At 63.3% G+C, this 25,051-nt stretch carries 25 protein-coding genes; 12 read left to right on the top strand and 13 right to left on the bottom strand.

Annotation, left to right across the window (positions count from 1 at the left end; all coding sequences use genetic code 11):
- Window positions 1-343 precede the first annotated feature (343 nt).
- Entirely contained in the window at window positions 344-1,234 is an 891-nt protein-coding gene (locus AAF563_08340; protein ID MEM7121267.1) for a cupin domain-containing protein, read from the top strand.
- Here AAF563_08340 and AAF563_08345 read toward each other — a convergent pair.
- The 5 genes from AAF563_08345 to AAF563_08365 are packed head-to-tail and all read right to left on the bottom strand — an operon-like array spanning window position 1,231 to window position 5,919.
- Window positions 1,231-2,532 (bottom strand): aspartate aminotransferase family protein, encoded by a 1,302-nt coding sequence (locus AAF563_08345; protein ID MEM7121268.1) that lies wholly within the window; start codon window positions 2,530-2,532, stop codon window positions 1,231-1,233. The genes AAF563_08340 and AAF563_08345 overlap by 4 nt on opposite strands.
- A 44-nt stretch (window positions 2,533-2,576) precedes the next feature.
- The gene (locus tag AAF563_08350) at window positions 2,577-2,990 is read right to left on the bottom strand and encodes a hypothetical protein (GenBank protein MEM7121269.1); all 414 of its coding nucleotides are present in this window, start codon (window positions 2,988-2,990) and stop codon (window positions 2,577-2,579) included.
- 2 nt (window positions 2,991-2,992) lie between these two features.
- Window positions 2,993-3,430 carry a hotdog domain-containing protein gene (locus AAF563_08355; protein MEM7121270.1) on the bottom strand — a complete coding sequence of 146 codons (438 nt, stop codon included), beginning with the start codon at window positions 3,428-3,430 and terminating at the stop codon, window positions 2,993-2,995.
- Window positions 3,430-5,133, bottom strand: coding sequence for an acetolactate synthase catalytic subunit (locus tag AAF563_08360; GenBank protein ID MEM7121271.1), 1,704 nt, complete (start codon window positions 5,131-5,133; stop codon window positions 3,430-3,432). The genes AAF563_08355 and AAF563_08360 overlap by 1 nt, the downstream gene beginning before the upstream one ends.
- Before the next feature lie 36 nt (window positions 5,134-5,169).
- Window positions 5,170-5,919, bottom strand: a complete 750-nt coding sequence (locus tag AAF563_08365) for an SDR family oxidoreductase (protein MEM7121272.1) — start codon at window positions 5,917-5,919, stop codon at window positions 5,170-5,172.
- Window positions 5,920-6,045: 126 nt separating this feature from the next.
- On the opposite strand from AAF563_08365, the gene AAF563_08370 reads away from it, so the two are divergent.
- The 4 genes from AAF563_08370 to AAF563_08385 all read left to right on the top strand — a co-directional run bounded on the left by AAF563_08370 (window position 6,046) and on the right by AAF563_08385 (window position 9,455).
- Entirely contained in the window at window positions 6,046-7,209 is a 1,164-nt protein-coding gene (locus AAF563_08370; protein ID MEM7121273.1) for an acyl-CoA dehydrogenase family protein, read from the top strand.
- Window positions 7,206-7,850, top strand: coding sequence for a glutathione S-transferase family protein (locus AAF563_08375; GenBank protein ID MEM7121274.1), 645 nt, complete (start codon window positions 7,206-7,208; stop codon window positions 7,848-7,850). The genes AAF563_08370 and AAF563_08375 overlap by 4 nt, the downstream gene beginning before the upstream one ends.
- Complete coding sequence (locus tag AAF563_08380) at window positions 7,851-8,693, top strand: creatininase family protein (protein MEM7121275.1); 843 nt, start codon at window positions 7,851-7,853, stop codon at window positions 8,691-8,693.
- A 78-nt stretch (window positions 8,694-8,771) separates the two neighbouring features.
- Window positions 8,772-9,455: a hypothetical protein gene (locus tag AAF563_08385; protein MEM7121276.1), complete on the top strand. Its 684-nt coding sequence runs from the start codon at window positions 8,772-8,774 to the stop codon at window positions 9,453-9,455.
- On the opposite strand, the gene AAF563_08390 is transcribed toward AAF563_08385, so the two are convergent.
- On the bottom strand, window positions 9,452-10,204 hold the full coding sequence (locus AAF563_08390) for a DUF2927 domain-containing protein (GenBank protein ID MEM7121277.1): 753 nt from the start codon (window positions 10,202-10,204) through the stop codon (window positions 9,452-9,454). The genes AAF563_08385 and AAF563_08390 overlap by 4 nt on opposite strands.
- Before the next feature lie 71 nt (window positions 10,205-10,275).
- A complete protein-coding gene (locus tag AAF563_08395; protein MEM7121278.1) occupies window positions 10,276-11,268 on the bottom strand; it encodes a uroporphyrinogen decarboxylase family protein in 993 nt (330 codons plus the stop codon).
- A gap of 122 nt (window positions 11,269-11,390) precedes the next feature.
- Between AAF563_08395 and AAF563_08400 the strand changes: the two genes are divergently transcribed.
- Window positions 11,391-12,665 (top strand): ArgE/DapE family deacylase, encoded by a 1,275-nt coding sequence (locus tag AAF563_08400; protein MEM7121279.1) that lies wholly within the window; start codon window positions 11,391-11,393, stop codon window positions 12,663-12,665.
- Here AAF563_08400 and AAF563_08405 read toward each other — a convergent pair.
- Both AAF563_08405 and AAF563_08410 read right to left on the bottom strand, forming a co-directional pair.
- Window positions 12,662-13,609 (bottom strand): polysaccharide deacetylase, encoded by a 948-nt coding sequence (locus tag AAF563_08405; GenBank protein ID MEM7121280.1) that lies wholly within the window; start codon window positions 13,607-13,609, stop codon window positions 12,662-12,664. The genes AAF563_08400 and AAF563_08405 overlap by 4 nt on opposite strands.
- Window positions 13,610-13,674: 65 nt before the next feature.
- Window positions 13,675-15,225, bottom strand: a complete 1,551-nt coding sequence (locus AAF563_08410) for an ABC transporter substrate-binding protein (GenBank protein ID MEM7121281.1) — start codon at window positions 15,223-15,225, stop codon at window positions 13,675-13,677.
- 167 nt (window positions 15,226-15,392) lie between these two features.
- Between AAF563_08410 and AAF563_08415 the strand changes: the two genes are divergently transcribed.
- A complete protein-coding gene (locus tag AAF563_08415; GenBank protein MEM7121282.1) occupies window positions 15,393-16,106 on the top strand; it encodes a DsbA family protein in 714 nt (237 codons plus the stop codon).
- A 68-nt stretch (window positions 16,107-16,174) separates the two neighbouring features.
- A complete protein-coding gene (locus tag AAF563_08420) occupies window positions 16,175-16,912 on the top strand; it encodes a DsbA family protein (GenBank protein ID MEM7121283.1) in 738 nt (245 codons plus the stop codon).
- Between the two features lie 25 nt (window positions 16,913-16,937).
- Here AAF563_08420 and AAF563_08425 read toward each other — a convergent pair whose 3' ends face one another.
- Window positions 16,938-18,506 (bottom strand): cisplatin damage response ATP-dependent DNA ligase, encoded by a 1,569-nt coding sequence (locus AAF563_08425; GenBank protein MEM7121284.1) that lies wholly within the window; start codon window positions 18,504-18,506, stop codon window positions 16,938-16,940.
- Window positions 18,503-19,513, bottom strand: coding sequence for a ligase-associated DNA damage response exonuclease (locus AAF563_08430; protein ID MEM7121285.1), 1,011 nt, complete (start codon window positions 19,511-19,513; stop codon window positions 18,503-18,505). Before AAF563_08430 ends, AAF563_08425 begins: the two co-directional genes overlap by 4 nt.
- Window positions 19,514-19,552: 39 nt before the next feature.
- On the opposite strand from AAF563_08430, the gene AAF563_08435 reads away from it, so the two are divergent.
- Genes AAF563_08435 through AAF563_08450 form a run of 4 tightly spaced genes read left to right on the top strand, consistent with a single transcriptional unit; the run spans window position 19,553 to window position 23,910 of the window.
- Window positions 19,553-21,988 carry a ligase-associated DNA damage response DEXH box helicase gene (locus AAF563_08435; GenBank protein ID MEM7121286.1) on the top strand — a complete coding sequence of 812 codons (2,436 nt, stop codon included), beginning with the start codon at window positions 19,553-19,555 and terminating at the stop codon, window positions 21,986-21,988.
- Window positions 21,985-22,704 carry a ligase-associated DNA damage response endonuclease PdeM gene (gene pdeM / locus AAF563_08440; protein ID MEM7121287.1) on the top strand — a complete coding sequence of 240 codons (720 nt, stop codon included), beginning with the start codon at window positions 21,985-21,987 and terminating at the stop codon, window positions 22,702-22,704. The genes AAF563_08435 and pdeM overlap by 4 nt, the downstream gene beginning before the upstream one ends.
- A complete protein-coding gene (locus AAF563_08445; protein MEM7121288.1) occupies window positions 22,679-23,458 on the top strand; it encodes an SDR family oxidoreductase in 780 nt (259 codons plus the stop codon). The genes pdeM and AAF563_08445 overlap by 26 nt, the downstream gene beginning before the upstream one ends.
- A gap of 14 nt (window positions 23,459-23,472) precedes the next feature.
- Window positions 23,473-23,910 (top strand): VOC family protein, encoded by a 438-nt coding sequence (locus AAF563_08450; GenBank protein ID MEM7121289.1) that lies wholly within the window; start codon window positions 23,473-23,475, stop codon window positions 23,908-23,910.
- A 108-nt stretch (window positions 23,911-24,018) separates the two neighbouring features.
- Here the strand turns inward: AAF563_08450 and AAF563_08455 are convergent, their stop codons facing one another.
- Window positions 24,019-24,378 carry a nuclear transport factor 2 family protein gene (locus AAF563_08455; protein MEM7121290.1) on the bottom strand — a complete coding sequence of 120 codons (360 nt, stop codon included), beginning with the start codon at window positions 24,376-24,378 and terminating at the stop codon, window positions 24,019-24,021.
- Window positions 24,379-24,392: 14 nt separating this feature from the next.
- The gene (locus AAF563_08460) at window positions 24,393-25,043 is read right to left on the bottom strand and encodes a glutathione S-transferase family protein (GenBank protein ID MEM7121291.1); all 651 of its coding nucleotides are present in this window, start codon (window positions 25,041-25,043) and stop codon (window positions 24,393-24,395) included.
- Between the last annotated feature and the right edge of the window lie 8 nt (window positions 25,044-25,051).

Raw genomic sequence — 25,051 nt, forward strand, 5'->3', positions numbered from 1 at the left:
CGATCGGTGTCAATCTTGATCAATTGGTCGAGCAAATCCCCCGTCGTATTGTAGGTTCGACATGAATACATTCCGATTTCCTGATGGAATGACATCGCAGGAGTTTTTGACCGGGGTATGGCAACAGAGTCCTTTACTTTGCCGACGTGCCTGCGCCGACGTCCTGTTGCCCTTCGATCCCGACGATCTTTTTGACCTCGCGTGCGAGCCGGAAGCCCAATCTCGCTTGGTCTTGCGCCGAGGACGCGAGTTTGACGTTCTTCATGGTCCCCTCGATCCGGCCGTCCTCGACGATCTGCCGGACGTCGGGTGGACCTTGCTTATCCAATCGATGGAAGTATGGGTGCCAACACTACACGCATTGATTGCGAAACTCGACTTTCTACCGCGCTGGCGTGTCGACGATGTCATGGTTTCGCTTTCGGCGGCGGGCGGCGGTGTCGGGCCGCATGTCGATCAGTATGACGTCTTCTTGTTGCAGGCCAAGGGCCGGCGCTCATGGGCCTACGGCGGACCCGCTTCGCCTCTCGTACCGGGTCAGCCCCTGCGCTTGCTTTCCGGTTTCGAACCGCAGGACCAGCACGATCTGGAATCCGGCGACATGCTCTACCTACCGCCGGGCGTGCCGCACGACGGCGTCGCGCTCGACGACAACAGCGTCACGCTGTCAATTGGATTCAGAGCGCCAGGTTTGTCCGACCTCGCCAGCAAACTCGCCGATCAGCTTCTTGCCCGGTGGCACAACGACGCCGAAGGCGAGCCGCGTTTCACGGATGCCGGCCGCCGACAGCTTGTCGACAACACGAGCGAAATCGCGCCGGACGATGTCAGGGCGATGGCGGACTTGCTGGCGGCCTGTTCACAAGACCTCGATCAGATGACGGCACTGGCAGGCGAACTGGTCAGCGAGCCGCGCATGCCGCCACATCCGCCTGCGGCGGCGCCTGATGGCACGTCGATCCGTCGGCGGCTTTGTGAAGGTGATGTTCTCGAGCGTTGGGCCGGGTCGCGTCTGGCCCACGGCGCCTTGTCGGACGGACAATCCGTCCTCTTCGCCGACGGGCTATCGATACCTTGCCCGGGCGAACTCGCCCGCATCCTGTCGTCATCGACGTCCATCGACCTTGCGGCGATCAGCGGGCCCTTCGACGCGGATGCGGTCGATGGCGTCCTGGCCCAACTGGTCGAGCAGGGCACCTTTGGTTTCGCTGACCAAGATCGGGACGCAGACTAAGTCATCGCCGCAAGCGCTTCGTCGGCCGTTTCCAACGTCACATCGACTTCTGCATCACCGTGCACCGCCGACATGAACCAGGTGCCTCGCGCGGTGATGCGCACGCCGCGATTCTGCATTTCCTCAACGAAACGCAAGCGCATCGCTTCGTCCGTGCTCTTGTAGTCACGGTAGTTCTTCAGTGGGCCATTATCGGAGAACACCGTTGTGAAGATGGTGCCGATACCCTGAGCATGCAGGGGAAGACCGTGCTTGCGGCCAAGCTCACTCAGGCCGTCGACCAAACGTGCGCCGGCCTGCTCCATACGCCGGTAGGCCGCTTTCTCGTCCCGTTCCAACTCGTCGATCGCCGCGCTGCATGCGGCGATACTGGAGGTCAGGCCATTGTACGTGCCGCCGTGGAGCACGCCGTCGGTGACGCCTTCCATGATGTCGCGCCTTCCCGCAACGATACTGATGGCAAAACCGGCCGCCGCGGCCTTCGCGAAAACAGCGAGATCCGGCGTCACCCCGTAACGCTCCTGCGCGCCGCCCAGGCCGGCGCGGAACCCCGTGATCACCTCGTCGAAGATCAGCACGGCACCTTCGCGGTCGCAGAGTTTGCGCAAGCCTTCGAGAAAACCCGGCTCCGGCTCAATGACGCCGGAGTTGCACGCGATCGGCTCCAGCACGATAGCAGCGATCTCGCCGGCGTGCTCTTTCAGCGTGGCGTCGACCTGGTCGACGTCGTTGAACGGTTGAACGATCAAGGTCTCGGCAACGTTCTCCAGTTGGCCTCGGCTGTGCAGAACCGTCGTTGGGTGATCGCTGGGCCCGGCCTCATTCAACGCCGGTGCGACACTGGCCAGGACGTTGTCGGCCCAGCCGTGATACTGCCCCTCGAACTTGATGATCTTTGTCCGACCCGTGTGGGCACGGGCCAATCGCAGTGCGATCTGGTCCGCCTGGGTGCCGGAGATGTCGAAGCGCACGAGTTCAGCGCAGGGAATAATCTCCGTCAGCCGGCGTGCCAGTTCCAATTCGCCGCGGTGGATGGCCGTAAAAGCCTGACCGATATCCAGCGACCGGCGCACCGCATCGATCACACCCGCCGGACTGTGGCCAAGAATCGCCGGACCGTTGCCAAGCACGTAGTCGATGTAGCGGTTCCCGTCGGCGTCCCAAATGTAGGGTCCGTCGCCACGCTCAAAACACAGCGGCACCGGAATGGCGTGGTACCGAAAGTTGCTGGAAACACCGCCTGCCAAGAATCGGCGCGCTTCCTCTTGAATGGCGATTGACGTGTCGTAGCGGCCCATGGTGTTCGCTCCCTTCGTTCAAACTCACCGCACGTGCAAGAAGGTTACTTTGTCCTTTTGCCGGTCCAGGGGAAAGCGTCGGTGGTGTCTTCCAGGCTGGACCACGCGCCGGCGAACGATTGATAGTCATCGGCGAACATGATCGTCAGCGTGCCAGCGCCGAACGCGTCCTGCCAGATAAAGGTCACGTCGCCCTGTTCCGACAAACGCGCTTTGGTGAGTGTGCCGTCGAACCATTCGCCGCCTTGGCGAAAGCTGTATGTGCCAACGAGATCATCGTTACTGTCGACAGCGAAAACCGTGACCACCTCAACCGCCTCGCCACCGCTAAGCGCCTGACCTTGGAAGGTGCCAACGATCCGCGCGGGGTCGACGGGACCGTCTTGGGCAGATGCCGGTGTCGTGGCAACGATCAGCAGAGCGATCAAAGCCAGAATGAAGGGGCGTGCGAGCGTCATGGCTAACCGTCCGACTTTGGCAGCAGGCGTTTGATGATGCCGGACGATGTCATCACCACGCGCTCGCCGACGACGACATCGCAGCGCATGAACGAAAACGAACCGGTGCGACGCACGATGCTGGACCGGGTTTCCAGAAACTCGCCGATCTGCGCGCCCGCGACGAAGTCGTTGTTCGCCGATACCGTGATGGCGCCTTCGTTGGGGTCATGCCAGCGTGAGTTCATGCAGAGCGCCGCGTCGGCCATCATCATCATGACGGCGCCATGGACGGCGCCATACTCATTGGCGTGGCGCTCGTCGGCCAACAGGCCGACCTCAACACGGCCTTCGCCCATGTCGTTGATGTAGACCAGACCGTTGATGTCCTCAAAAGGGTCATCCGACACATGTTTGACGAAACCATCGGGGATCGGTGCGGGAACAGTCTTATCCATCATCAACTCTCGAAGGCTGTAATCGGCGGGTGGGCGTCTGGATCAACCATGACGTCGATGACGGTGGTGGCTTCCTTAGCCGCGGTAAACGCCTCGGCCAGCGCTGGTTGAAAGGCCGCGGCTTCAGTAACGGTTACGCCGCGACAGCCGCACGCTCGCGCGATCGCGGCGTGGTCGACCGGTTGAAAATAGACGGCGCCCGTATGGTCACCGTATCGCGCATTCTCCGCGTGTTTCTGATAGCCGAGGATCTGGTTGTTCAGTACGACCAGGACGACATGCAGGCCGTGACGAAATGCGGTCTCCAGTTCGGACCAAACGTGCGCAAAACCGCCATCACCGACCAGCGCGAAAACCGGCGCCTTGGGTTCGGCGAGTTTGGCCCCGAGTGCATAGGGCAGCCCCCAACCGAGGCCCGCCATGCCGCGCGGGGTCAGAAAACGCATGCCCGGACGTCGGCTCATCAGGTTGTTGCAGATCCAGATCGAGGCGTAGCTGGCATCGGCCACGACGATGTGCTCAGGGGTCAGCATGGCATCCAGGTCGGCCATCATCTTCTCGGGCCGGATCGGATGAGCGTCGCCGTTCACACGCGCCGAGCGTTCTTCGAGGTGTTGAAGCCGCGCGGAGGAAATCTCCGTCTCGACACGGCTGCGCGCAGACTGACGCTTGGTGAGGTCGCGCTGCTCCAATTGCGCCAAAATTGCGCGCAGCGTCAGGCTTGCGTCGCCGACCAGCCGAAGCGCCTCGTAATTGCGGCCGACCTCCATAGGATCGATGTCGATATGAATGATGCGCGCGCCTTCGGGCAACAGCGACCAGGAGTCCGTGCCGTTCTGATTGGTCCGGTTGCCGACCGCCAAGATGACATCGGCACGCTCGACCATCGGGCGCAGGTAACGGGTCGCACCGCCCGTGCCCATGTAGTAGCCGATCACGCCCATCGACAGCGGATGGCTCTCGTCGATCACGCCTTTGCCCATGGTCGTCGTCGCGACCGGCAGGTGACAGGTCTCTTGAAGTGCGGCGACGTCACCCCAGGCACGCGAGCTATGCACACCCCCGCCGGCCCAGACGAACGGGTTATCAGCAGCGGCCAGCAGGTCGGCGGCCTTGCTGATCGCAACGGGATCGGCGACCGGCCGATCGATCGGGTAGGTGCCCAGGTTTTCCTGGCGCGAAGACGAAGCGATGCCTGCGCGCTCAATCAGGTCGGCCGGACACAACAGCACGGCCGGGCCCGGACGTCCGCTTCCGGCGGCCTTGAATGCCATGTCCACATAGTCGTCGATCCGCCCGGGTTCACTGACCCGTCTGATCCACTTGGCCGCGCCCTTGAAGAGCTCGAGTTGATCGAGTTCCTGAAACGCGTTGCGGTCGCGGTTCTGGGCCGGCACTTCTTGCACCAGGGCGACGATCGGAATGGAGGCGGTCAAGGCCTCGGCAAGACCCGCGACCAGAAGCGTCGCGGCCGGACCGTTCTGGGCGGTGACGACCGGAATGCGGCCTGAGATCCGCGCATAGGCATCGGCCATGACAGCGCCCGCGTTTTCGGTGCGGTAGGTGATCTGCTCGATGCCGTAGTCGGGGGTCGCCAGATAGAACAGCGTCGGAATGCTCTGGCCGAACATGATATCGACGCCGTGGCGCTTCAAAGCCGCAATAAAGACCTGCGCGCCGGAAAGATTGGATGCCATCGTGTTCATGTTATGGGGTCACCGCCTTGTTCTTCCAACTCGTCTCTATCGCCCGCCGCCGACATCGAAAAGAGCGCCACTGACATACGTTGCCTCATCACCACACAGCCATACGGCAAGGCCGGCGATCTCATCGGGCTCGCCGCCTCGGCCCAGGGGGACGCTAGTCTGCGCCATCTTGTCCACGCCTTCGCGACCCCCGTTCTGATCATGGATATCAGAGTGGATCAAACCGGGCCGGATGGCGACAGCGCGAATACCCTCCGGCCCCAGCTCCTTGGCCTGGCCCAGGGTCATGCTGTCCACCGCGCCCTTGGTGGCGGCGTATCCGATAGAGCCGGGCAGCCCGCCCGACGCCGCGGCGCGCGAAGAGATGTTGACGATGGTGCCGCCACGGCCACCAAACGAGTGACCCATACGCCGGACAGCATGGTGGGCACATAGAAAGTAGCCCATGATATTGACGTCGATCATGCGGCGCAGACGCGCGGCGTCAACCTCGGACGTCGTCATCTTCTCCACGATCCCGGCATTGTTGATCAGGGCAGTCACCGGCCCCAAGGCGTGGTCTGTCTCACTGAACATGGCCTCGACCGCTTGCGCATCGGCGGTATCGGCCTGGATCGCGACCGCACGCCGACCGAGTTTCTCGACATCATCGACGACTTCCGCCGCCTTGTCGGCGCGGCCGGCATAGTTGACAGCGACATCGTAGCCGGCCTGGGCCGCGCGGCGCGCGATCGCCGCGCCGATACCCCGACTGGCACCCGTCACCAGCATCACGCCACCCGTCAATCCTCATCCTCCCCGGCATTGGCGCAGGTGTCATAGCACAGGCGATCACCACTTTGGCGGCATGATGCCTGGGTTCCCGCAAATTTTGTGGCTATCTTGCGCCGAACAATTGGAGAAACGGACACCATGGCGCTCGACCAGGAAACACTTGATCAGTTCGTCGAAACGATCCAGCGCTTCGTCAGGGAACGTTTGATCCCGGCGGAAGCCGAGGTCGACGCCACCGATACGATCCCTCAGGCCATCGTTGACGAGATGAAGGAAATGGGCCTGTTCGGCCTCACCATTCCCGAACAATACGGTGGTCTGGGTCTCTCGATCACCGAGGAGGTGAGGGTCGCTTACGAGATCACCCACGCCGCGCCAACCTTTCGATCGGTCTTCGGCACCAATGTGGCTATCGGTTCCCAGGGCATCCTGATCGACGGTACCGAGGAGCAGAAACAGGCCTACCTGCCCAAGCTTGCCTCCGGCGACATGATTGCCTCCTTCGCGCTGACCGAACCGGACATCGGGTCCGATGCGGCCTCGGTAAAGACACGGGCCACCGGGGACGGCAACGGCTACGTGCTCAACGGCACGAAACGCTACATTACCAACGCACCGTCGGCAGATCTGTTCACCGTCATGGCGCGCACCGATCCCGACCAGAAGGGCGCCCGCGGCGTCTCCGCCTTCGTCGTCGAGGCCGATACGCCGGGCATTCGGCTCGGCAAGCCCGAGAACAAGATGGGCCAAAAGGGCGGCCAAATCTGTGATGTCATCTTCGAAGACTGCCGGATACCGGGTTCGGCGCTCATCGGCGGCGTCGAGGGGCAGGGTTTCAAGACGGCCATGAAGGTGTTGGACAAGGGTCGCCTCCACATTGCCGCGTGCTGCTGCGGTCTGGCCGATCGCCTCATACAAGAGTCCCTGGCCTATGCCATCGAACGACAGCAGTTCGGCCAGCCGATTGCCGACTTCCAGCTGATCCAGGCCATGCTGGCCGATAGCCAGACCGAACACGATGTCGGTTGGGCATTGGTGCGCGACGCCGCGGTGCGTTACGAAGCCGGCGAGAAGCTGCCGCGCATCGCGGCCGAAGCGAAGTACTACTGCAGCGAGATGCTGGGCCGCGTCGCCGACCGCGCCGTGCAGATCCATGGCGGCGCCGGCTACATCAACGATTATGCGGTCTCCCGGCTCTATCGCGATGTAAGGATCTACCGCCTCTACGAAGGCACCTCGCAGATCCAGCAGCTCGTGATCGCCAAGGATATGATCCGCCGCGCTAGAGAGGTCGCGTCATGAGCTACCGTCTGTTCGGCCGGCCGTTCGCCGGCTCACTCGCGGTCGAGTGGCTGTTGGAGGAGCTTTCTGTGCCCTATACGCGGGTACTGGTCACCGGCTACCGCGACCAGGTCGAGCCCGCCTGGTACGCCGAACTCAACCCACTCTGCCAGGTGCCGGCGCTTGAACTCGATGATGGGCGGCTGCTGACAGAGTCTGGCGCCATCATGCTTTATCTGGCCGACCGTCATTCATCCGGTGACCTGGCGCCAACGTTTGATGACCCCGCGCGACTTCCCTACTTGCGCTGGTTGTCGTTCCTTTCTGCGTCGGTCTATCCCGCGTTCATGCAGCTTGTTCATCCGGAGAACGCGATCGACGATCCCACGCAGTTCGACGCGGTCAAGAAGCGCGCATCGGTCGTCTTGGCCACGCAATGGACCATGCTTGAGGAGGCGTTGGGGGCAGATGGTCATTTGGCAGGTGGATCGCTGAGCGCCGCGGACTTCTATCTCGTCATGTTCGTTCTATGGATAGACGACGACGTAGAGGGCTTTATGATCCACCACCCTGCCATTGCACGCCTGGCGAGTGATCTGACGCAACGTCCCGCTGTTGCCGCGATCCTCGAGCGTCACGAAGCCGGGCACTGGAGCGACTAGATGACCGAGACCCCGCGCACCGTTTGGCTGCAGAACCTGCGCTGGCCCGAAATCGAAGCTCACCTCAAAGTTGATGATGTGGCTCTGATTCCGATTGGCGCCACCGAACAACACGGCTTCCATCTTCCGCTGTCGGTCGACACCGGTTGGGCCGTGACCGTATCGGAGGAAGCCGCCCGAACGACCGGTGCGGTGGTGACGCCGCCATTGCATTTCGGTTGGTCGCCGCACCACATGGGGTTCCCCGGAACCGTCACACTGGGCGGGGACACGTTGCGTCGCGTCAGTCTGGATATCGCACGCTCTCTGATCCACCATGGCTTCCGGCGTTTGATCTTTGTCAACGGCAACCGCATTGCCAATCTGCAGCCGTTGGAACTTGCCGCGGTCGAGCTGATCAACACGACCGGCGCGCTCGTCGCGGTTGCCGACGCCGGCCTGATCGCGCGTCACGAAGTGAAGGCCTTGTGCGAGGCCGATGATGGCGGCCTGGAGCATGCCGGCGAGGCGGAGACATCGCTCGCCCTTCTGTGGGCGGGCGACCATGTCGCCATGGATCAGGCGGCCGTACCTCCGCTTTCCAACGCCCCGGCTAATGAGACCGGTTTTGATTATCCGGTCGAACTTGATCCCGCGCTGGATGGCAACGCCGTCTCGCGTTTCATGACACCGGACGCCCTTCGCATGGCGTCGAGCCCCGCTGGTTCGGTCGGCGATCCCCGACCGGCCAGCGTCGAGAAGGGCCGGGCCATGGTTGCCGCGGTCGCGGCCAACCTGGCACGGCTGATTGAGCAGTTGCGCGCGGCGGAAGTGGGGCAGACCCACACCGACATCCCCTGTTGATCGCGCGGCGCCACGTGGCGCAGTTGGCATGACATCGCGCGTTGTGTCCCATGGGGGCCTCCGATAGGGTCGCCGCCCATGACGCGCCAGACACTCACGCCTGAGAACGTTCCCGACCTCGACGACGAAAAACGCCGGGCGGAGTGGCACCAGTACTATTCCGAGAAACGCATCGGCCATCAGTGGCTGCAGGTGCATATGCTGGCCGGTCTTGACGTCAGCCGGATCCTGGAAGTCGGGCCCTATCTGGGTCTGGTGACGGCGATGCTGGACAACGGCGGGTACGACGTCACTACGTTGGACCTTTTCCCGCCGCCCTTCGACAAACCAGTGCGGCCGAACATCGAGGCGGACCTCACCGCGCTCGACTCATCGCGCATCGAAGGGTTCGACGCGATCATGTGCTGCGAGACACTGGAGCACCTTCCGTGGGACGCTTCGCCTACGATCCTGCGAACGTTTCATGCCAGCGGCGCCCGCCACCTCGTGCTGTCGGTGCCCTATGAGGGGTTTCAGTTCGCCTGGTCGGTCTACCTCAACCCCTTCACATGGCGGCAGTATCTGTCACTTAAGAAGTTCCGCAGCGTCAGGTCGTTCACACCCGACACCGATCCCTGGGGACACAAGTGGGAAATTGGCTACAAAGGCTACGCGGTCAAGGACTGGGAGGCGGTGATCACGGGAGCTGGTTGGCGCATCATCCAGCGTGAGTTCTCTCACCCCTGCCGCTCGGTCTTTCACCTGTGTGAGAGGACCGCCTAAGTCGCGTCCTGGAGTGCTTCGATCAGCATCGCTTCGGCCTTCTGCAGGGCAACGCCGCGCGGCAGGCCGGGCTGCATGTCCGGATGATAGAGCAAGCGTAACGCCAGGCGGTCCCACTCTGAGTAATCTTCGGAACGAAACGGCGCGTTACGCATGGCCAGCACGGATGGCATTGACGTATCCGCCGCCGGGCTCATCCAATGGTTGGCAAAACCCATGGCGTGCATCAATTCGTGGCGCAGGCAATCGGTGTACTCTTCGCTGATATCGATGCGCGCGAAGTAGAGCGCGCCGCGCGCGCCGCGCGTGTGGGTGTTGCATACCGCGCCGGGTGAGGGGAACTGGCCATCGATCTCATCGTGCGGGCTGACGATGATGTCGATCGTGCCGACCCGCGTAACGCCGTCGCCCTCCAGCACAAGTTCGTGGCCGGTCAGCCGCGTCAGGTCGTCAATGGCGGCCGCGACATCGTCGCGAAAGGTCTCCGAGATCGCGCCGTGCAAGCGCACGGTCGCCGGCCAGCCCCATTTCCTGACCCAGGTATGACGGACGGTGCCGCGCCGCACTTGCGTCAATGCCAGCGTATCAAAAAACGCTACGGCGCTTGCGGTACTGACCTCCGGCTGCTCGCTCAGCAGGCCCGCCGGCACCTCGGGCAACACCAGGGCGGCGGCCGAGAACAGGGCGCCGTCTTTCAGAAACCGCCGCCGGCTTGCAGTACCAGGCGACCTGTCATCACGATCAGCCATCGCCGTCACGGTCGGCAATCCGCCGCTAACGTGCAAATCACCGCTGGGTGAGTTTGTGAGCTCGTTGTCGATCAATCAGCCCGAAACGTTCGCCCGTGCGCGCCGACGGCGTCCGTAACGGCGGTGAACGATTCACGGCCGGAACCGTCGGGAATGACGCAGGTGGGCGCCAGGATGTGGCGGACGCCATCGCTGACCGCCAGGGCATGGTCGGCCTGCGCGCGGACCGTTTGTGCACTCACAGGAAACGCGCCTTCTTCCATGCCGGCGACAATCACCCGGTCGGTCTGTTCAAAGGCCTCACGGAAAGACGGTTCTGAGAAACCATGATCCCAACAGATTGCCTCGACGGGATAGCTGTTACAGAGATCGAAAAACACGTGCTCACCGCACAGGTGCAGGATGATGGGCTCGGCGTTGTCCCAGGCCTCCAGGAGAGCGATGTCATAGGGCTCGCCAAAGGCCGCGTGGTCTGCCTCGCTCAACAGGGTGTGGCTGGCATATTGTGTCGCGAAGTAAAGACCATGAGCGCCGGTGTCGCGGATGGCCTTTGTGAACGCGACCATCGTGTCGGTGATGACCGCAAGCCCGTCATGCAGTGCGTCAGGTGCGTGTTTCATGTCATCGACAATACGCGCGCCTGCAAGCTTCCCGGCCAAGGTCAAAGGGCCGAACAAAGTCATGTAGACGGGCACCTCCGAACCGATGGTGTCGCATACAATCCGCAACGCCTCCAATTCCCGTCCCAGCGCACCCTTACGAACGTCGAGTGCGTCGAGGTCGTGCCAATCAAAGTCGAGATTAAGGGCGTAAGGCAGATTGTCGGTATCGACCGTCATATCCCGACTACCGGTCAGGGCTTCGACCCAATCCTCAACTGCGAACATCCCGTTGGGCGTGTGTTTGATCAGGTCCGGACGCCAGGCGCGGGCGAAGTCGACGGTGGCGTCGGCCAACGCGCGCGGCGAACCCTCTGCGCTCGGGAAGTGCTGCCACAGCGCGAAGGCAGGGCGATCGGGCTTGTCGCCCGCCAGCACGGAACGAATTCGTTGGTGAGCATCCATCGGAACATCCGGTTTTTCGAGGCCGCCCAAGTCTAAACAGAAAACGGCCGACGTGCGGAAGCCTTCTTCACGTAGGCGAGGGACGCCTCTAAGCTCCTCGCGAACGCATGACCGGGGGAAACATGGTCGAAAAGAAAGAGGCAGAGGCAATTGCCGCTGCGGTCGAGCACGGGTTCGACGAACAAGTGCGCTTTACCCAGGATCTCGTCCGCTTTCCCTCGCTCAGAGGTCAGGAGGCGACCGCACAGGATTTTCTGGCGCGCGAACTCGGTGCTCGCGGATTCGCCGTCGATCGCTGGAAGATCGACGTTGCCGACATTCAGGACATGCCGGGCTATTCGCCGAAGCTGGACGGTTACCAAGACGCTTATGTGACGGTCGGCGGCTTGCGGTCATCGAATCCGCAAGGCCGCTCCCTGGTCATCAACGGACATATCGACGTGGTGCCGGAAGGCCCGCACGAGATGTGGCAGACACCGCCCTTCGACCCCGTCATCAAGGACGGCTGGATGCATGGACGCGGCGCCGGCGACATGAAGTCGGGTTGGGTATGCGGGCTGTTCGCCCTGGAAGCCCTGAAACGCGCCGGATTCAAACCGGCAGCCGACGTCTTCATCGAGGCCGTGATCGAGGAAGAATCCACCGGCAACGGCGCGCTTTCCTGCCTGCAGCGCGGTTACCGCGGCGACGCCGCCTTGATTCCCGAACCCATGGGCGACGCCCTGATGCGCGGCCAGGTCGGCGTCATGTGGTTCCAGGTCACCGTGCGTGGCCATCCCGTCCATGTCGCCTATGCCGGCAGCGGCGCCAACGCGATCGAGGCGGCCTATCGCCTGATCGGCGAACTGCACAAGCTGGAGGACGCCTGGAACGCCAGGGGCCACGACCGCTATGGCCACATGGACCATCCACTCAACTTCAACGTCGGCAAGATCGAGGGCGGCGACTGGGCATCCAGCGTGCCGGCCTGGTGCACCTTCCATATGCGCGCCGGCCTCTTTCCCGGCCAGGACCTGGGTCAGGCCCGCCAGGAGATCGAGACGTGCCTGAAGGACGCCGCGCGTGACGACCCGTTCCTCGCCAACAGCCCGCCGGAGATCACCTGGGACGGCTTTCAGGCCGAAGGTTTCGTTCAGGAAGAAGGCACCGAAGTCGAGGCTATCCTGCGGTCAAGCCATCAGGCGATCTATGGTGACGACCTGCCAGAACGCATGTTGACCGGCACCACCGACGCCCGTTTCTTCGGCCTCTACGCCGACATGCCGGCGCTTGTTTATGGGCCGGTGGCCGAGAACATCCACGGCTTCGACGAGCGCGTGAACCTGGAGTCGTGCAAGCAGGTGACCAAGTCGATCGCGCTCTTCATCGCCGACTGGTGCGGGCTGGAGACGCGCTAGTCTCCCGTCGCGGCGGTTTTCGGCGTCGAAGGCTGCCACGTCGTCTTGTCCCACTCCGCCAGCTTGCCCGGATGGTAGGGCATCTGGTGCACGTTCGGTGTCCAGGAGCCATCGGCCGTGATCGTCGCGATGTGCGCGGCAATGTCCTTCAGCGGCGCGAACCAGCAGTTTGCGCGCGACTGCATGTATTCGATCATCTCGAACATCATCTTCGCGCGCGCCGGGCGGCCTGAGATCCAGGGGTGCCAGACGCCGACCCATAGACCACCGTCGTCGCACACCGCATCGAACTCTGAGAGATAAAGCTCCTTGGCGCGCGCCGGTGTCGAGATCTGGTTGGTCGCGCCAAGGTCCCAGTTGTGCGAAAAGTGCGGCCAATCGTCGTGGATGATCGTCGCCGGTATCTCGATGAGGTCGCGTCCGCTCTCGCGCATGACGTAAGGCACGTCGTCGCCCATCAGCGAGGAGTCATAGAGGTACCCGGCGTCGTTCAGGAGCGACTGGGTCACCGGCGAGACGTCAAAGCTAGGCGCACGATAGCCCGTGATCTTTTGGCCGGTAATCGCCTCCAGCCCTTCATGGGCGCGCTGGAACCAATAGGCCTCGTCTTCAGGGCTCTGCAGGTTCGGGCTTTCGTGCAGGTAACCGTGGTGACCGATCTCGTGGCCGTCGCCCAGCATGCGCTCCATGGCGGCGGGATAGCGCTCGGCGACCCAGGTCGGCACGAAGAACGTCGTCTTGTGGCCGAACTCCGACAGGATGTCGCAGATTCGCGGCACCGCGGTCTCCGGGCCGTAGCGCATCGCCGACAGACTGAACAACCGCTTGTGCGCGGTGTCCGGATGGTCGATCTGCAGGACGGATTCCGCGTCGACGTCCCAGGTGAAGGCGACGGCGCAGGTCGCCCCGCCGGGCCAAGGAACGGGATTTCGGATCATGCGCATGGAGGCCTCCTACTCGAAACGTCGGACGGTCAACAATAGTCGCCGTCATGCGCCGGCACCATGGCTCAGACGAGCTTGAATTGCGGCAGGGAAACCGCGCGCCCGAAGAAAAGGAACGGCTGCATCCAGGATCGGGTCAAGACGGCGCGCGCGCCATCGGTGATAAAGTGATAGGCGCCCGACTGTTCCATCAGGTCCTGCATGGCGACGTACTTGTCGCTGCGTTTGGTCGCGTCCATCTCCCTCATGGCTTCATCGTTAAGCGCACCATACTCATCGCTTGCCCAGCGCTCCCAGTTCCACACGCCAATCTGTTCGGGTGTAAACCAGACGGTCATATAGGCGGGATCGGCGGTCGTGCTGTAGCGCATCAAGGTGAGTTCAAGGTCCCGCCAGTCGTCACCTTCGGATTCCACACCCAGGTTCCAATAGACGGCGGGGTCATAGGTCCGAATGTCGGCACTGATACCGACCTCCGATAGATTGGCCTGAATGATCTCGCAGACGGTCCGCGACGTCGTGTCGTTAAGGCAGGAGAGCGTCGTCTGAAAACCGTTGGGCACGCCGGCTTCGGCAAGCAGGTTGCGCGCTTGGTCGAGGTCGCGTCCGGTAACCATGCGCGCGTCGCGATGACCGATCTGTCCTGGTCCGATGATGCCCGTTGCCGGCCCGGCCAGGCCGCTATAGGCGCCCTGCAAAATCATATCGATGTCCACCGCATACTGGATGGCGCGACGCACCCGTTCGTCCTGTAGATTGGGATGATCCGTGTTCATCCCGAGCCAGCTGTATCCGGAAGGCGGGGCTTCCATAAGGCGACTGTCCTCAGGGGGGTTGTCGCGATAGCGCAGGATCGAATCGACGGTCACCTCCGTGAAATCCAGTTCGCCGGCCTCGAACGCGATTTCAGCCGTCTTGTCATCAGGAATGACCAAGATTTCGAAACCGTCGAAATCGGGCTCCGGCCCCGCCCAATCCGGATTGTGTTCCAGCACGATCTTCACCGATGGCTGCCAGTCCACCAGACGATAGGGTCCGCATTGCGCAGGAAACGAGGTCGTGAACGTGCCGCCGACATCCTCAAGAGCCCGCTTGCAGACGATGCTGCCGGCCAATGCAGGCAGCGACGTCGTAAAGAGCGGCGCGAACGGCTGCTTCATGTGAATGATGCCGGTCAGGTTGTCGACCACCTCGACGTGGTCGAGCGCCTCCCAGGTGTACTGCCAGGGTGATCCGCCGTCCGGATCGGCAATGCGCTCAAAGGAGAACTTCACATCCTCGGCACTCAGCGGTCCATAGCCGTCGGACCATAAGATGTCGTCACGCAACACGAAGCGCACCGTGCGGTCGTCAATCGCTTCGATAGACTGGGCCGCATAGGGCTCGACCTCGGTACTGCCTTGCTCGACATAACGCACCAGGGTCATGAGGCAGGCCATCTTCAGCGTTTCCTCAACACCGCCTATGAAATCAAACGGGTCGAGGTGCAGGATGTCGTTGTCGGAGCGGATACGCGGTACGCGCCGCTGGGCCAGGGAAGGGAGAGAGAACAATGGAAGCGCGGCGGCGCCCGTAAGGCCCGCCAAGAACGGACGTCGTGGCAGTGTCGGGAACATGGGTATCGTCTCCTGTCGTCGCTGCGGAGGGGCCGCGGCCTCCTGGCACATGATCGTGACGCTCGTTCAGTAATAGGTGTTACGCGGGACACCGGCTTCAAGCCGGACATGCGGATGAACCGCGCAAGGTCCTCGACGTTCGGTCGTTCAGCCGCCATGGTGTTGCCATGCGGTTTTCTGGCCACCAACGCGAACCAGACGACGTGAACGAGCTGATGTCTCGGCGCGCACGCGGCAGCCGCACGATCATGATGGTCTTGATCGTTGCCGCCATTGCGGTGGTGGGCCGCGAGTCCGGCTTCTTCGGTCCGACCGTCGACGGCCGGAGTTTGACGACCGTCGACCAGGCCGCCCTGGAAGAGAGGCTCGCCGCCGCAGGGCCGCTGTTGATCGAAGGCAACAGCGAGGGCGACGTAACGATCATCGAACTCTTCGACTACCGCTGCCCCCATTGCCGGCGGATGGCGCCCGTTATCCAAGACCTCGTCGACAGCGACCCCGGCATACGCCTCGTCCTGGTCGAATACCCGATTTTGGGGCCGGAATCCGACACCGCCGCGAAGTTCGCTGTGGCAGCGGCCAATCAAGACGCCTACGGCCCGTTCCACCGGGCGCTCATGTACTCGACGGTCACCTGGACCGAGGCGGCCATGGTCGAACTGGCTGAAAGCCTCGGTTTGGACAGCCAAAAACTACGCGAGGACGCAAATTCGCCGGAAACCGCCGCCATACTCTCCGCCTATCGGGCTGCCGCCCGGGAGGACGGCATCGACAGCACGCCGGCCTTCATCGTCGGCGATGCGTTGTTTATCGGCACACTCGACGAGCCGACCTTGCGCGAGCTCGTCCGTATGGCAAGGTCTGACGCGGGCGCAGATTGACCTCACTCAGGGGTTATTTGACCAAAGGGGCCGAAAACGCCTAAACGGGCGGGTAAAGGAGTCGATGTATGCGCCTATTCTCAACACTCTTTCTCGGCGGCCTCTTGGCATTTTCCGCTGTGCCGGCAATCGCGGCGGAGGAATTGCCTGAGCTGAGCCGAGAGCAGGTCGAACAGATCGTGCGCGAGTATCTGGTCGAGAACCCGGAAGTCGTCATCGAAGCGCTGCAGGCCTATGAGCAGCAGATGGCGGCTAACGAGGAGGCTCAGGCCCAAGAGAACATGGCGCGCCTGGCCGATGTCATCTACGGCGACCCGGAAGCCCCGGAAACCGGCAACCCGGACGGCGATGTCGTGATCGTGGAATTCTTTGACTATCGCTGCGGCTACTGCCGGCGGGCGGCACCCGACCTGTTCGCCACGGTTGCCGACGATCAGGGTATCCGGCTGATTTATAAGGAATTTCCAATCCTGGGCGATCCGTCCGTTGTGGCATCGCGCGCCGCGCTCGCCGCACGCAACCAGGGTCTCTATCAACCGTTTCACGAGGCCTTGATGGTCGCCGACATCGACTTTTCCGAAGCCTCGATCATGGCGCTTGCGGAAAGCGTCGGCCTCGACACCGAGCAGCTGCGCGCCGATATGGATGACCCGGCGATCGACGAGCATCTTAACAACAACTATGAGCTCGCCCGGGCGCTTGGCGTTCGCGGCACGCCCGCCTTCATCATTGGGGACGAATTGGTCCCGGGCGCGGTTGGTCGCGCGGAATTGGAGGCCCTGGTGGCCGAAGCGCGCGGCAGCTAGCCGCTGCAACAGATCGCGGTCCGCTCTAATCCGGCAACAGTGCTTCCAGGTTGGCGATAACGTCGGCTTCACCGGCCGGTTTGTCCCAGCGAATGCGTGAAATCCTGGGGAATCGCATAGCGACGCCGGATTTGTGCCGCGTAGAGCGCTGCAGCCCCTCAAACGCGACCTCCAACACCAGTTCCTTGGCGACTTCGCGGACCGGGCCAAAGCGCTCGGTCGTGTTGTTGCGCACCCAGCGGTCGATGTCCTTCATCTCCTCGTCGGTGAAGCCGAAATAGGCCTTGCCCACAGGCACCAGATCGCCGTCGCGCCAGACACCAAACGTGTAGTCCGAATAGAACGACGAGCGCTTGCCGTGGCCGCGTTGGGCGTACATCAAGACCGCATCGACCAGGAACGGGTCGCGTTTCCACTTGAACCACGGGCCTTTCGGCCGGCCCGGCACATAGGCGCTGTCGCCGCGCTTCAGCATCAACCCTTCGACGCCGGGCGCCAGCTCGCCCTCACGAAGCGCCGCCAGCTCGTCCCAGGCGGCAAACGGCACCTGGACCGAAAGATCCATCAGTGGCGGTTGGTTGGCGGCGAACCAAGCCTCCAGGCGCCCGCGCCGCTCGTCGAACGGAATGTCGCGAACATCCTGACTACCCTCCATCAACACGTCATAAAGTCGAACGTGAACTGGATGGCTTAATTGCATCTTTTTACTAACAGTTTTACGGTTCAGTCGTTTCTGGAGATCGCTAAAGGGCGCGACGTGGCCATCGCGCACGACAAGCAGCTCGCCGTCCAAGGTCGCATCGATATCCAGGGCGCCGACCAGATCGGGAAACGACGCGCCGACCTCGTCTCCGGTTCTTGAATAAAGCCTGAGGCGTCCGGCTTCGCCGACGACCTGCACCCGGATGCCGTCCCACTTCCATTCGGCGCGATAATCGGCGGGATCCAGGGTCTCGAGATCCCGTTCTTCCAGGGGATGCGCCAGCATAACCGGGCGAAACGCCGCGCTCTTGGCGGGATCCGGGCGGGGACCGCGTCCCTCCAGCCAGGCGAAGAGGTCTTCGTAAGGCGGCTCGACGGCATGCCAGACCTCCTCGATCTCATCGGGCTCACGGCCCCACTGAGAGGCGAGCGCCGTCTTGGCCAGCCGGGCCGACACGCCGACCCTCAGCGCGCCGGTGATCAGCTTGATGGTCGCCCAGCGCTCGTTCGGCCCCATCGCATCGAACAGACGCGCCAACACGCCTGGCAACTCGCTCTTGCCTGCCTGGCTCAGCGTCTCCACGAGTTCGCCGAGCGGTGGTATGCGATTGGCGCCGGGTTCCGGCGGCCAGATCAGTGCGACGGTCTCGGCGAGATCGCCGACATAATCATAGGAGAGGCCGAACAGGATGGGATCGACCCGCTCCATGACCAGGCCGCGCACGAGGCCCGCCTTGGCGTAGCGGAACTCCAGCCCGCCGGTCATGGCGGCTATGGCGTAACCGCGATCCGGGTCCGGCGCGTCCGCCACATAACGCTTGATCAGCTCCAGCTTGGCGTTGCGGCTGTGCTGGTAGGCGAGCCGGTCGAGCAGGTCTGCGAACGCCTTCATTCGGCGTCGTCCTCATAGCCGATCAGTGCGAGCGCCTTGGCCGCGAAACCGCGCTCCGTTGCCGCATGGACGAGGGCTTCTTCCGCCCCGTGCGTGACCCAGACATGGGGTGCGCCGACATCGTCCAGTGTCGTGTTGAGTTCATCCCAATCGGCGTGGTCGGAGATGACCAGCGGCAGTTCGACGGCACGCTGGCGGGCGCGGGCACGCACCCGCATCCAGCCGGACGCGAAGACGGTGACGGGATCGGGCAGGCGGCGTGACCAGCGCTCGTTCAGCGTCGAGGGTGGCGCGACAACGATTTCGCCGGCCATCTCCTTCTTCTCGGTCTCCATCACCAGGCGCAACTCACCGAGATCGATGCCGAACCGCGTGTAGATCCGATTAATGCCCTCAAGTGCGCCGTGGATATAGATCGGCCGGTCGAAGCCGAGTTCCCGGAGCCGAACGATGATGCGCTGCGCCTTACCCAGCGTATAGGCGCCGACAAGGTGGGCGCGCTCAGGGAAAGTCTGCCGGGATGCCAAGAGCTTGCCCAGCTCCTCGCCATCGTCGGGATGCCGGAAGACCGGCAGGCCGAAGGTCGCCTCGGTGATGAAGAGATCGCACGGCTCGACCGCGAAACGCGCGCAGGTCGGGTCGTGGCGTCGTTTGTAGTCACCGGAGACGATAATGCGTTCGCCGTTGTACTCGAGAACCGCCTGCGCGCTGCCCAGCACATGGCCCGCCGGGATCAAACGAATGGTGACTTCGCCAACCATGACCGCTTCGCCATAGGCCAAGGCTTGGCGGCCTGGTGTGTCTTCTTCCTCGTAGCGCGCCGCCATGATCGCCAACGTCTCAGCCGTTGCCAGCACCTTGCCGTGGCCCGCCCTGGCGTGGTCGGCGTGACCGTGGGTGATGACGGCACGATCGACCGCACGGGTCGGATCGACGTAGAAGTCGCCGGGCGCGCAATAGAGGCCGCCCGGAACGGGCCTCAGCCAAGTCGGCGCCGTACCGGCCATGTGTGTTCCCCTTTTGTCGCCAAACGCTATGATGCCCATATGGCGCTCGTTTCCGCAACATCCAGCCCCCCGGCCGTTCTGCCGTCAGGCTTCACCGGCTGGTTCGAGTCAAAGGGCTGGGCGCCCCATCCCCATCAGCTTCAAATGGTCGAGGCGGTCGCCGGCGGCCACTCATGTCTGCTGATCGCGCCAACCGGCGGCGGTAAGACGCTGGCCGGCTTCCTGCCCAGCCTGATCGATCTGGCCGGCGGCGCGGCAGGCGAAGGGCTGCACACGCTCTATGTCTCGCCCTTGAAGGCGCTTACGGTCGACGTCAAACGCAACCTCGAAACACCCGTCGCGGACATGGGCCTGCCGATCCGGCTGGAGGCGCGCACCGGCGATACGCCGTCGTCGCGTCGTCAGCGCCAGCGCCGCGATCCCCCGGACATCCTGCTGACGACGCCGGAATCGCTCGCCCTGCTGATTTCCTATGAAGACGCGCCGCGCCTGTTCGGCAACCTGCGTTTCGTCGTTATCGACGAACTTCATGCGCTCGCCGGCACCAAACGCGGCGACCAACTCGCCCTCGGGCTGTCCCGCCTGGCGGCGCTGTCGCCCGGGCACCGGCGTGTCGGGTTGTCGGCCACGGTCGCCGAACCTCAGAAGCTCGAGGGTTATCTTGGTTCGGGCGACAACGTGAAGCGCATCCAGGTATCCGGTGGCGCCAAGCCCGATATCGGCATCCTGGTGTCCGGCGCGCGGGTGCCGTGGGCCGGCCATACGGCGCGCCATGCCTTCCCCGAGATCTACGAGATCCTGAAGAGCGTTGAGACGGCGCTGATCTTCGTCAACACGCGCAGCCAGGCCGAGATCATCTTCCAGGAGCTCTGGCGCCTCAACGACGACAACCTGCCGATCGCGCTTCATCATGGCTCACTCTCGGTGGAGAACCGCCGCAAGGTCGAGGCGGCGATGACACGCGGCACGCTGCGCGCTGTCGTCTGCACCTCGACACTTGATCTGGGCGTCGACTGGGGTTCGGTCGATCTGGTTATCCAAGTTGGTGCGCCGAAGGGCATCTCGCGCATGCTGCAGCGCATCGGCCGCGCCAATCATCGGCTCGACCTGCCGAGCCAGGCGTTGATGGTGCCGGCCAACCGCTTCGAACTTCTGGAATGCCAGGCGGCGCTCGAAGCCATCGGCGACGGTGTCATCGATGGCGCGCCGCGCGACGATGGCGGGCTCGACGTGCTGGCCCAGCACATTCTGGCGGTCGCGTGCAGCGGACCATTCGACCCCGATGCTCTCTATGAAGAGATCATCGCCGTGCCGCCCTATGCGCGCATCGACCGCGCGCTGTTCGACCGTGTTCTCGACTACGTCGCGACCGGCGGTTACGCGCTGCGCGCCTACGACAAGTACAAGCGCCTTTACCCGACAGAGGACGGGCGGCTGCGCATCGCCAACCCGCGCATGGTCCAGCAGTTCCGCATGAATGTCGGCACCATCGTCGAGGACCCGGTCCTAAAGGTGAAGCGCAAGCGCGGTCGCGAGATCGGCGAGATCGAAGAGCGGTTCATCCTGGGGCTGGAGCCCGGCGACACCTTCGCCTTCGCCGGTCAGATCTGGAGCCTGGAAGGCATCCGCGACATGGTCGTCATCGTCAGCCCCGCCAAGTCCGATCAGCCGCAGGTACCGGTCTATGGCGGCGGCAAGTTTCCGCCGACCACCAACGTCGCCGAACGGTTGCGCGCCGTCCTGGCCTCCAAAGACCGCCAGCGCGGACTACCCGCCGACGTCCGCAACTGGCTGGACATTCAGGCCTGGCGCTCGGTCCTGCCCAGGCCGGGTGACCTGCTGGTCGAATCGTTCCCGCGCGGCGGCAAGTTCTACATGGTCTGCTACCCCTTCGAAGGCCGGCCCGCGCACCAGACACTCGGCATGCTCTTGACCCGTCGCATGGACCGGCGTGGCCTCGGCCCGCTCGGCTTCATGTGCAACGACTACGCTCTCGCGATCTGGGGCCTGAAGCCGGTCGAAGCGGTTGATGCTCTGTTTGACGAGGACATGCTGGGCGACGATCTCGAGGAGTGGATGGCGGAGTCCAGCCTTCTCAAGCGCACCTTCCGCAATGTCGGGGTTGTCGCTGGGCTGATCGAACGGCGTCACCCAGGCAAAGAAAAAACCGGCCGGCAGGTGACCTTCAGCTCTGATTTGATCTATGACGTCTTGCGGCGCTACGAACCCGACCACGTCTTGCTGCAGGCGACATGGGCGGAGGCGGCCGGCGGGTTGCTCGACGTGCGCCGGCTGGGCGACATGCTGAAACGGATCAAGGGGCGGATCGTGGTTAAGGAGCTCGAACAGGTGTCGCCGCTCGCCGTTCCCATCATGCTGGAGATCAGTAAGCAGATGGTGCAGGGCGAGGCGATGGACGACCTGCTTGACGAGGTCGAGGCCGAACTGATCGACGACGCGACCCGGATGTTATGATCGTCAACGGGGTTACGTTGGAGGTCGATCTGTCGGGCGCCGTCTACTGGCCGGAGTACGGCGTGCTGGCGGTCGCTGACCTGCATTTTGAGAAAGGCACATCTTACGCGCCGCGCGCCGGCCTCTTCCTGCCCCCCTATGACAGCCGCGCCACACTCGAAGCGCTCGGCGACGTGATCGCGCGCCGCCAACCCGAGGTCGTGCTGTGCCTGGGCGATAGCTTTCACGATACCGATGCCGGTCGACGCCTGGACGACGACGATCGCACAAGCATCCAAAAACTGACGGGATCGCGCGACTGGATCTGGATCGCCGGCAACCACGATCCCGAACTGCCCGATGACATTGGCGGCAAACGTGTCGAGGAGATTGCGATCGGCCCGCTGCTGTTCCGCCACGAACCCCAGGCCAGCGGCGTCGCCGGCGAAATCGCGGGCCATTTGCATCCCTGCGCCACCGTCAGGGTGCGGGGCAAATCGCTGCGGCGACGCTGCTTCGCCAGCAATGGCGTCCGCACCGTTCTTCCGGCGTTCGGCGCCTATACCGGCGGCCTGGATGTCTTCGACGAGGCCTTTGCCGAGCTCTTTCCCGGCGGCTTCGACACCTGGCTGATCGGGCGCGAACGTGTTCGCAAGATCCCGGCGAGCAGGCTGCGCCAACCCGCGAAATCACAGACCCAAGGAGACGACGATGAGCAACCCGAAGCAGCTGTTTGACCTGTCAGGCCAGGTCGCCATCGTCACCGGCTCGACGCGCGGCATCGGCCGCGCGGCCGCTGAAGCCCTGGCGGCTCACGGCGCGCGCGTCGTGATCTCCAGCCGCAAGGAGGCGAGCTGTCTGGAGGTCGCCGAGACGCTGACGTCGATGGGTTACGAAGCGATGGCCGTGCCGTGCAATGTCAGCCATGCCGATCAACTGGAGTCGCTGGTCGAGACGACCCTGGGTGCGTGGGGGCGCATCGACACGCTGGTGTGCAACGCCGCGGCCAACCCGCATTACGGTCCGTTCCTGGATATCCCCGACGACATGTACGACAAGACCATGCTGGTCAATGTCCGCAACGTCATGAAGCTGTGCCGTTTGGTGATACCCGGGATGGCCGAGCGTGGCGACGGTTCCATTGTCATCGTGTCGTCGACCGGCGCGCTGCACGGCAGCGACTACCTGGGGACCTACTGCCTGACCAAGGCCGCGGACGTGCAGATGGTGAAGAACCTGGCCGTGGCCCACGGAGCGGATGGCATTCGCGCCAACGCCATTCTACCGGGCCTGGTGAAGACGCACTTCGCCAAGGCGCTTTGGGAAGACCCCGACAGCCTGGCCGCGGCGGAGAAGGCGACGGCATTGGGCCGTATCGGCGATCCCATCGACCTTGCCGGCATCGCCGTCTACCTTGCTGCGCCGGCCAGCCGATGGACCACCGGTCAGACCTTCGTCGTCGACGGCGGCTGGGCGATCACGGGCGAATAGAGAAGGGGCATCGAATGACTGTCAAAAGCAATCCCGACGACTGGTGGATGTCGACCGGCGACTACGCCAAACGCATGAAGGGCGTGACGCTGAACCTTCTGGTGCGCGAGGTCGAGCACTGCGTTCCCTTCCATACCGAAGTTCTGGGTGCCAAGGCCGAGTACGTTTGCGTCGACTTCGCGTCGTTCGCTTACGACGACACCACATGGATGCTGCATGCCGACCACACCTATGACGGCCACCCGCTCTTTCGCAGCCTGACCGCCGACCTGGACCGCGGCATCGGCTGCGAGATCCGTGTCCACGGCCGCGATCCAGACGAAGCCTGCGCCGCGGCCGATCGTCTGGGTTACAAGGTGCTCGAACCCGCGACGACGAAAGGCCACGGCACGCGCGAAGCCTTCATCTACGACCCCGAGGGTTACCTGTGGTGCGTCGACGTCGTGACCTGACAGGCTTGTCAAATGCGCCGAAGAGCGAAGTCGAAACCAAGTTGTAAATGAGACACCGCGAAGCGTGAAGCCTACACAAAGGTTGACGAAGGTCAGCGCGGCACCGGCTCAAGCCACCGCATATCGATCGATGACCCACAACCACGTGCCGTCATCCTGCCGGCGGGCGACCTCAGCAGTCACACTGCCGTCGGGAAGGTGGGTCGACGTCAATGCCAGATCTCCGCTGACGACGGCGGGGCTCTGCTCGCCGGCACTGAACTTCTCACCATTCGAGACGGCATCCGCGAACAACGTCCTGATTGCTTCTCTGCCGACCGCCAACCGCCCGTCACCGGGATCGAGGATGGCATTCGGTTCGTAGAGAGCGACCATGCCCTCGACATCACCTGCCCATTGGCGTGCGATCAGCAGACGCTCCAGGTCTTGCGGGTCCCGTGCCGGCTCGCGATCACTAGGATCAGTCATTCAACCAAACTCACTCAATCTGGATAGGCTGTTGCCTTCGCCGCATCACGTGCGGCCATGGTCGCGGTCCACGCCGACAGCTTGCCGCAGCCGCTGATGAGGTCACGGCCTTGGGGTGCCCGTTGGAAGTAGTCGAAGATCGGCCAAGCGTGAACATCGGCCAGGCTGACGTTGTCACCGGCAAGGTACGCCGATCGCTTTAGCTGACCATCCAGTATCGCCGTGACGATCGCCGCGGTTTTCATGCCGGCATCGACAAGCGCCGCATCGGTCTCGCCACCTTCCTGCGGTTTGGCGACCACCTCGACGAAAACATCCCAGACCAGGGCGCGATAGGCATAGCTGTCCAGAACGCCGATCGTCTGGGCCATCAACGCGCGGGTCGCAAGATCGCTCGGCGTCAGCGTGGGTCCGTCAATCGCTTCATCGACATAGCGGCAGATCGCGGCGGTCTCGTGGAGGTTGACGTCTCCGTGTTGAAACGCCGGGATGCGCGCGAAAGGATGGCGGTCCAGGTAGCCGTCCGGCGGGCCGTCCTCTGCGAAGATATCGATTTCTTCCAGGCGATAGTCGACGCCTTTTTCGGCGAGCGCCATCCGCGCGATGCGCGTGTAGACGCTATAGGTCGCGCCGAAGACGACGGGTCTGGGGTCAGAATCTGCCACGGTGACGT

It is taken from the genome of Pseudomonadota bacterium, assembly GCA_039028155.1.
GTDB lineage: Bacteria > Pseudomonadota > Alphaproteobacteria > SP197 > SP197 > JANQGO01.

What these genes read in the sequence shown, in the direction of transcription:
- AAF563_08390 (MEM7121277.1), bottom strand. Translation starts at nt 10,204, where the DNA reads ATGGCTGATCGTGATGACAGGTCGCCTGGTACTGCAAGCCGGCGGCGG.
- AAF563_08425 (MEM7121284.1), bottom strand. Translation starts at nt 18,506, where the DNA reads ATGAAGGCGTTCGCAGACCTGCTCGACCGGCTCGCCTACCAGCACAGC.
- AAF563_08370 (MEM7121273.1), top strand. Translation starts at nt 6,046, where the DNA reads ATGGCGCTCGACCAGGAAACACTTGATCAGTTCGTCGAAACGATCCAG.
- AAF563_08420 (MEM7121283.1), top strand. Translation starts at nt 16,175, where the DNA reads ATGCGCCTATTCTCAACACTCTTTCTCGGCGGCCTCTTGGCATTTTCC.
- AAF563_08430 (MEM7121285.1), bottom strand. Translation starts at nt 19,513, where the DNA reads ATGGCCGGTACGGCGCCGACTTGGCTGAGGCCCGTTCCGGGCGGCCTC.
- AAF563_08345 (MEM7121268.1), bottom strand. Translation starts at nt 2,532, where the DNA reads ATGGGCCGCTACGACACGTCAATCGCCATTCAAGAGGAAGCGCGCCGA.
- pdeM (MEM7121287.1), top strand. Translation starts at nt 21,985, where the DNA reads ATGATCGTCAACGGGGTTACGTTGGAGGTCGATCTGTCGGGCGCCGTC.
- AAF563_08400 (MEM7121279.1), top strand. Translation starts at nt 11,391, where the DNA reads ATGGTCGAAAAGAAAGAGGCAGAGGCAATTGCCGCTGCGGTCGAGCAC.
- AAF563_08445 (MEM7121288.1), top strand. Translation starts at nt 22,679, where the DNA reads ATGAGCAACCCGAAGCAGCTGTTTGACCTGTCAGGCCAGGTCGCCATC.
- AAF563_08455 (MEM7121290.1), bottom strand. Translation starts at nt 24,378, where the DNA reads ATGACTGATCCTAGTGATCGCGAGCCGGCACGGGACCCGCAAGACCTG.
- AAF563_08355 (MEM7121270.1), bottom strand. Translation starts at nt 3,430, where the DNA reads ATGATGGATAAGACTGTTCCCGCACCGATCCCCGATGGTTTCGTCAAA.
- AAF563_08450 (MEM7121289.1), top strand. Translation starts at nt 23,473, where the DNA reads ATGACTGTCAAAAGCAATCCCGACGACTGGTGGATGTCGACCGGCGAC.
- AAF563_08375 (MEM7121274.1), top strand. Translation starts at nt 7,206, where the DNA reads ATGAGCTACCGTCTGTTCGGCCGGCCGTTCGCCGGCTCACTCGCGGTC.
- AAF563_08350 (MEM7121269.1), bottom strand. Translation starts at nt 2,990, where the DNA reads ATGACGCTCGCACGCCCCTTCATTCTGGCTTTGATCGCTCTGCTGATC.
- AAF563_08380 (MEM7121275.1), top strand. Translation starts at nt 7,851, where the DNA reads ATGACCGAGACCCCGCGCACCGTTTGGCTGCAGAACCTGCGCTGGCCC.
- AAF563_08410 (MEM7121281.1), bottom strand. Translation starts at nt 15,225, where the DNA reads ATGTTCCCGACACTGCCACGACGTCCGTTCTTGGCGGGCCTTACGGGC.
- AAF563_08385 (MEM7121276.1), top strand. Translation starts at nt 8,772, where the DNA reads ATGACGCGCCAGACACTCACGCCTGAGAACGTTCCCGACCTCGACGAC.
- AAF563_08405 (MEM7121280.1), bottom strand. Translation starts at nt 13,609, where the DNA reads ATGCGCATGATCCGAAATCCCGTTCCTTGGCCCGGCGGGGCGACCTGC.
- AAF563_08415 (MEM7121282.1), top strand. Translation starts at nt 15,393, where the DNA reads ATGCGGTTTTCTGGCCACCAACGCGAACCAGACGACGTGAACGAGCTG.
- AAF563_08395 (MEM7121278.1), bottom strand. Translation starts at nt 11,268, where the DNA reads ATGGATGCTCACCAACGAATTCGTTCCGTGCTGGCGGGCGACAAGCCC.
- AAF563_08360 (MEM7121271.1), bottom strand. Translation starts at nt 5,133, where the DNA reads ATGAACACGATGGCATCCAATCTTTCCGGCGCGCAGGTCTTTATTGCG.
- AAF563_08435 (MEM7121286.1), top strand. Translation starts at nt 19,553, where the DNA reads ATGGCGCTCGTTTCCGCAACATCCAGCCCCCCGGCCGTTCTGCCGTCA.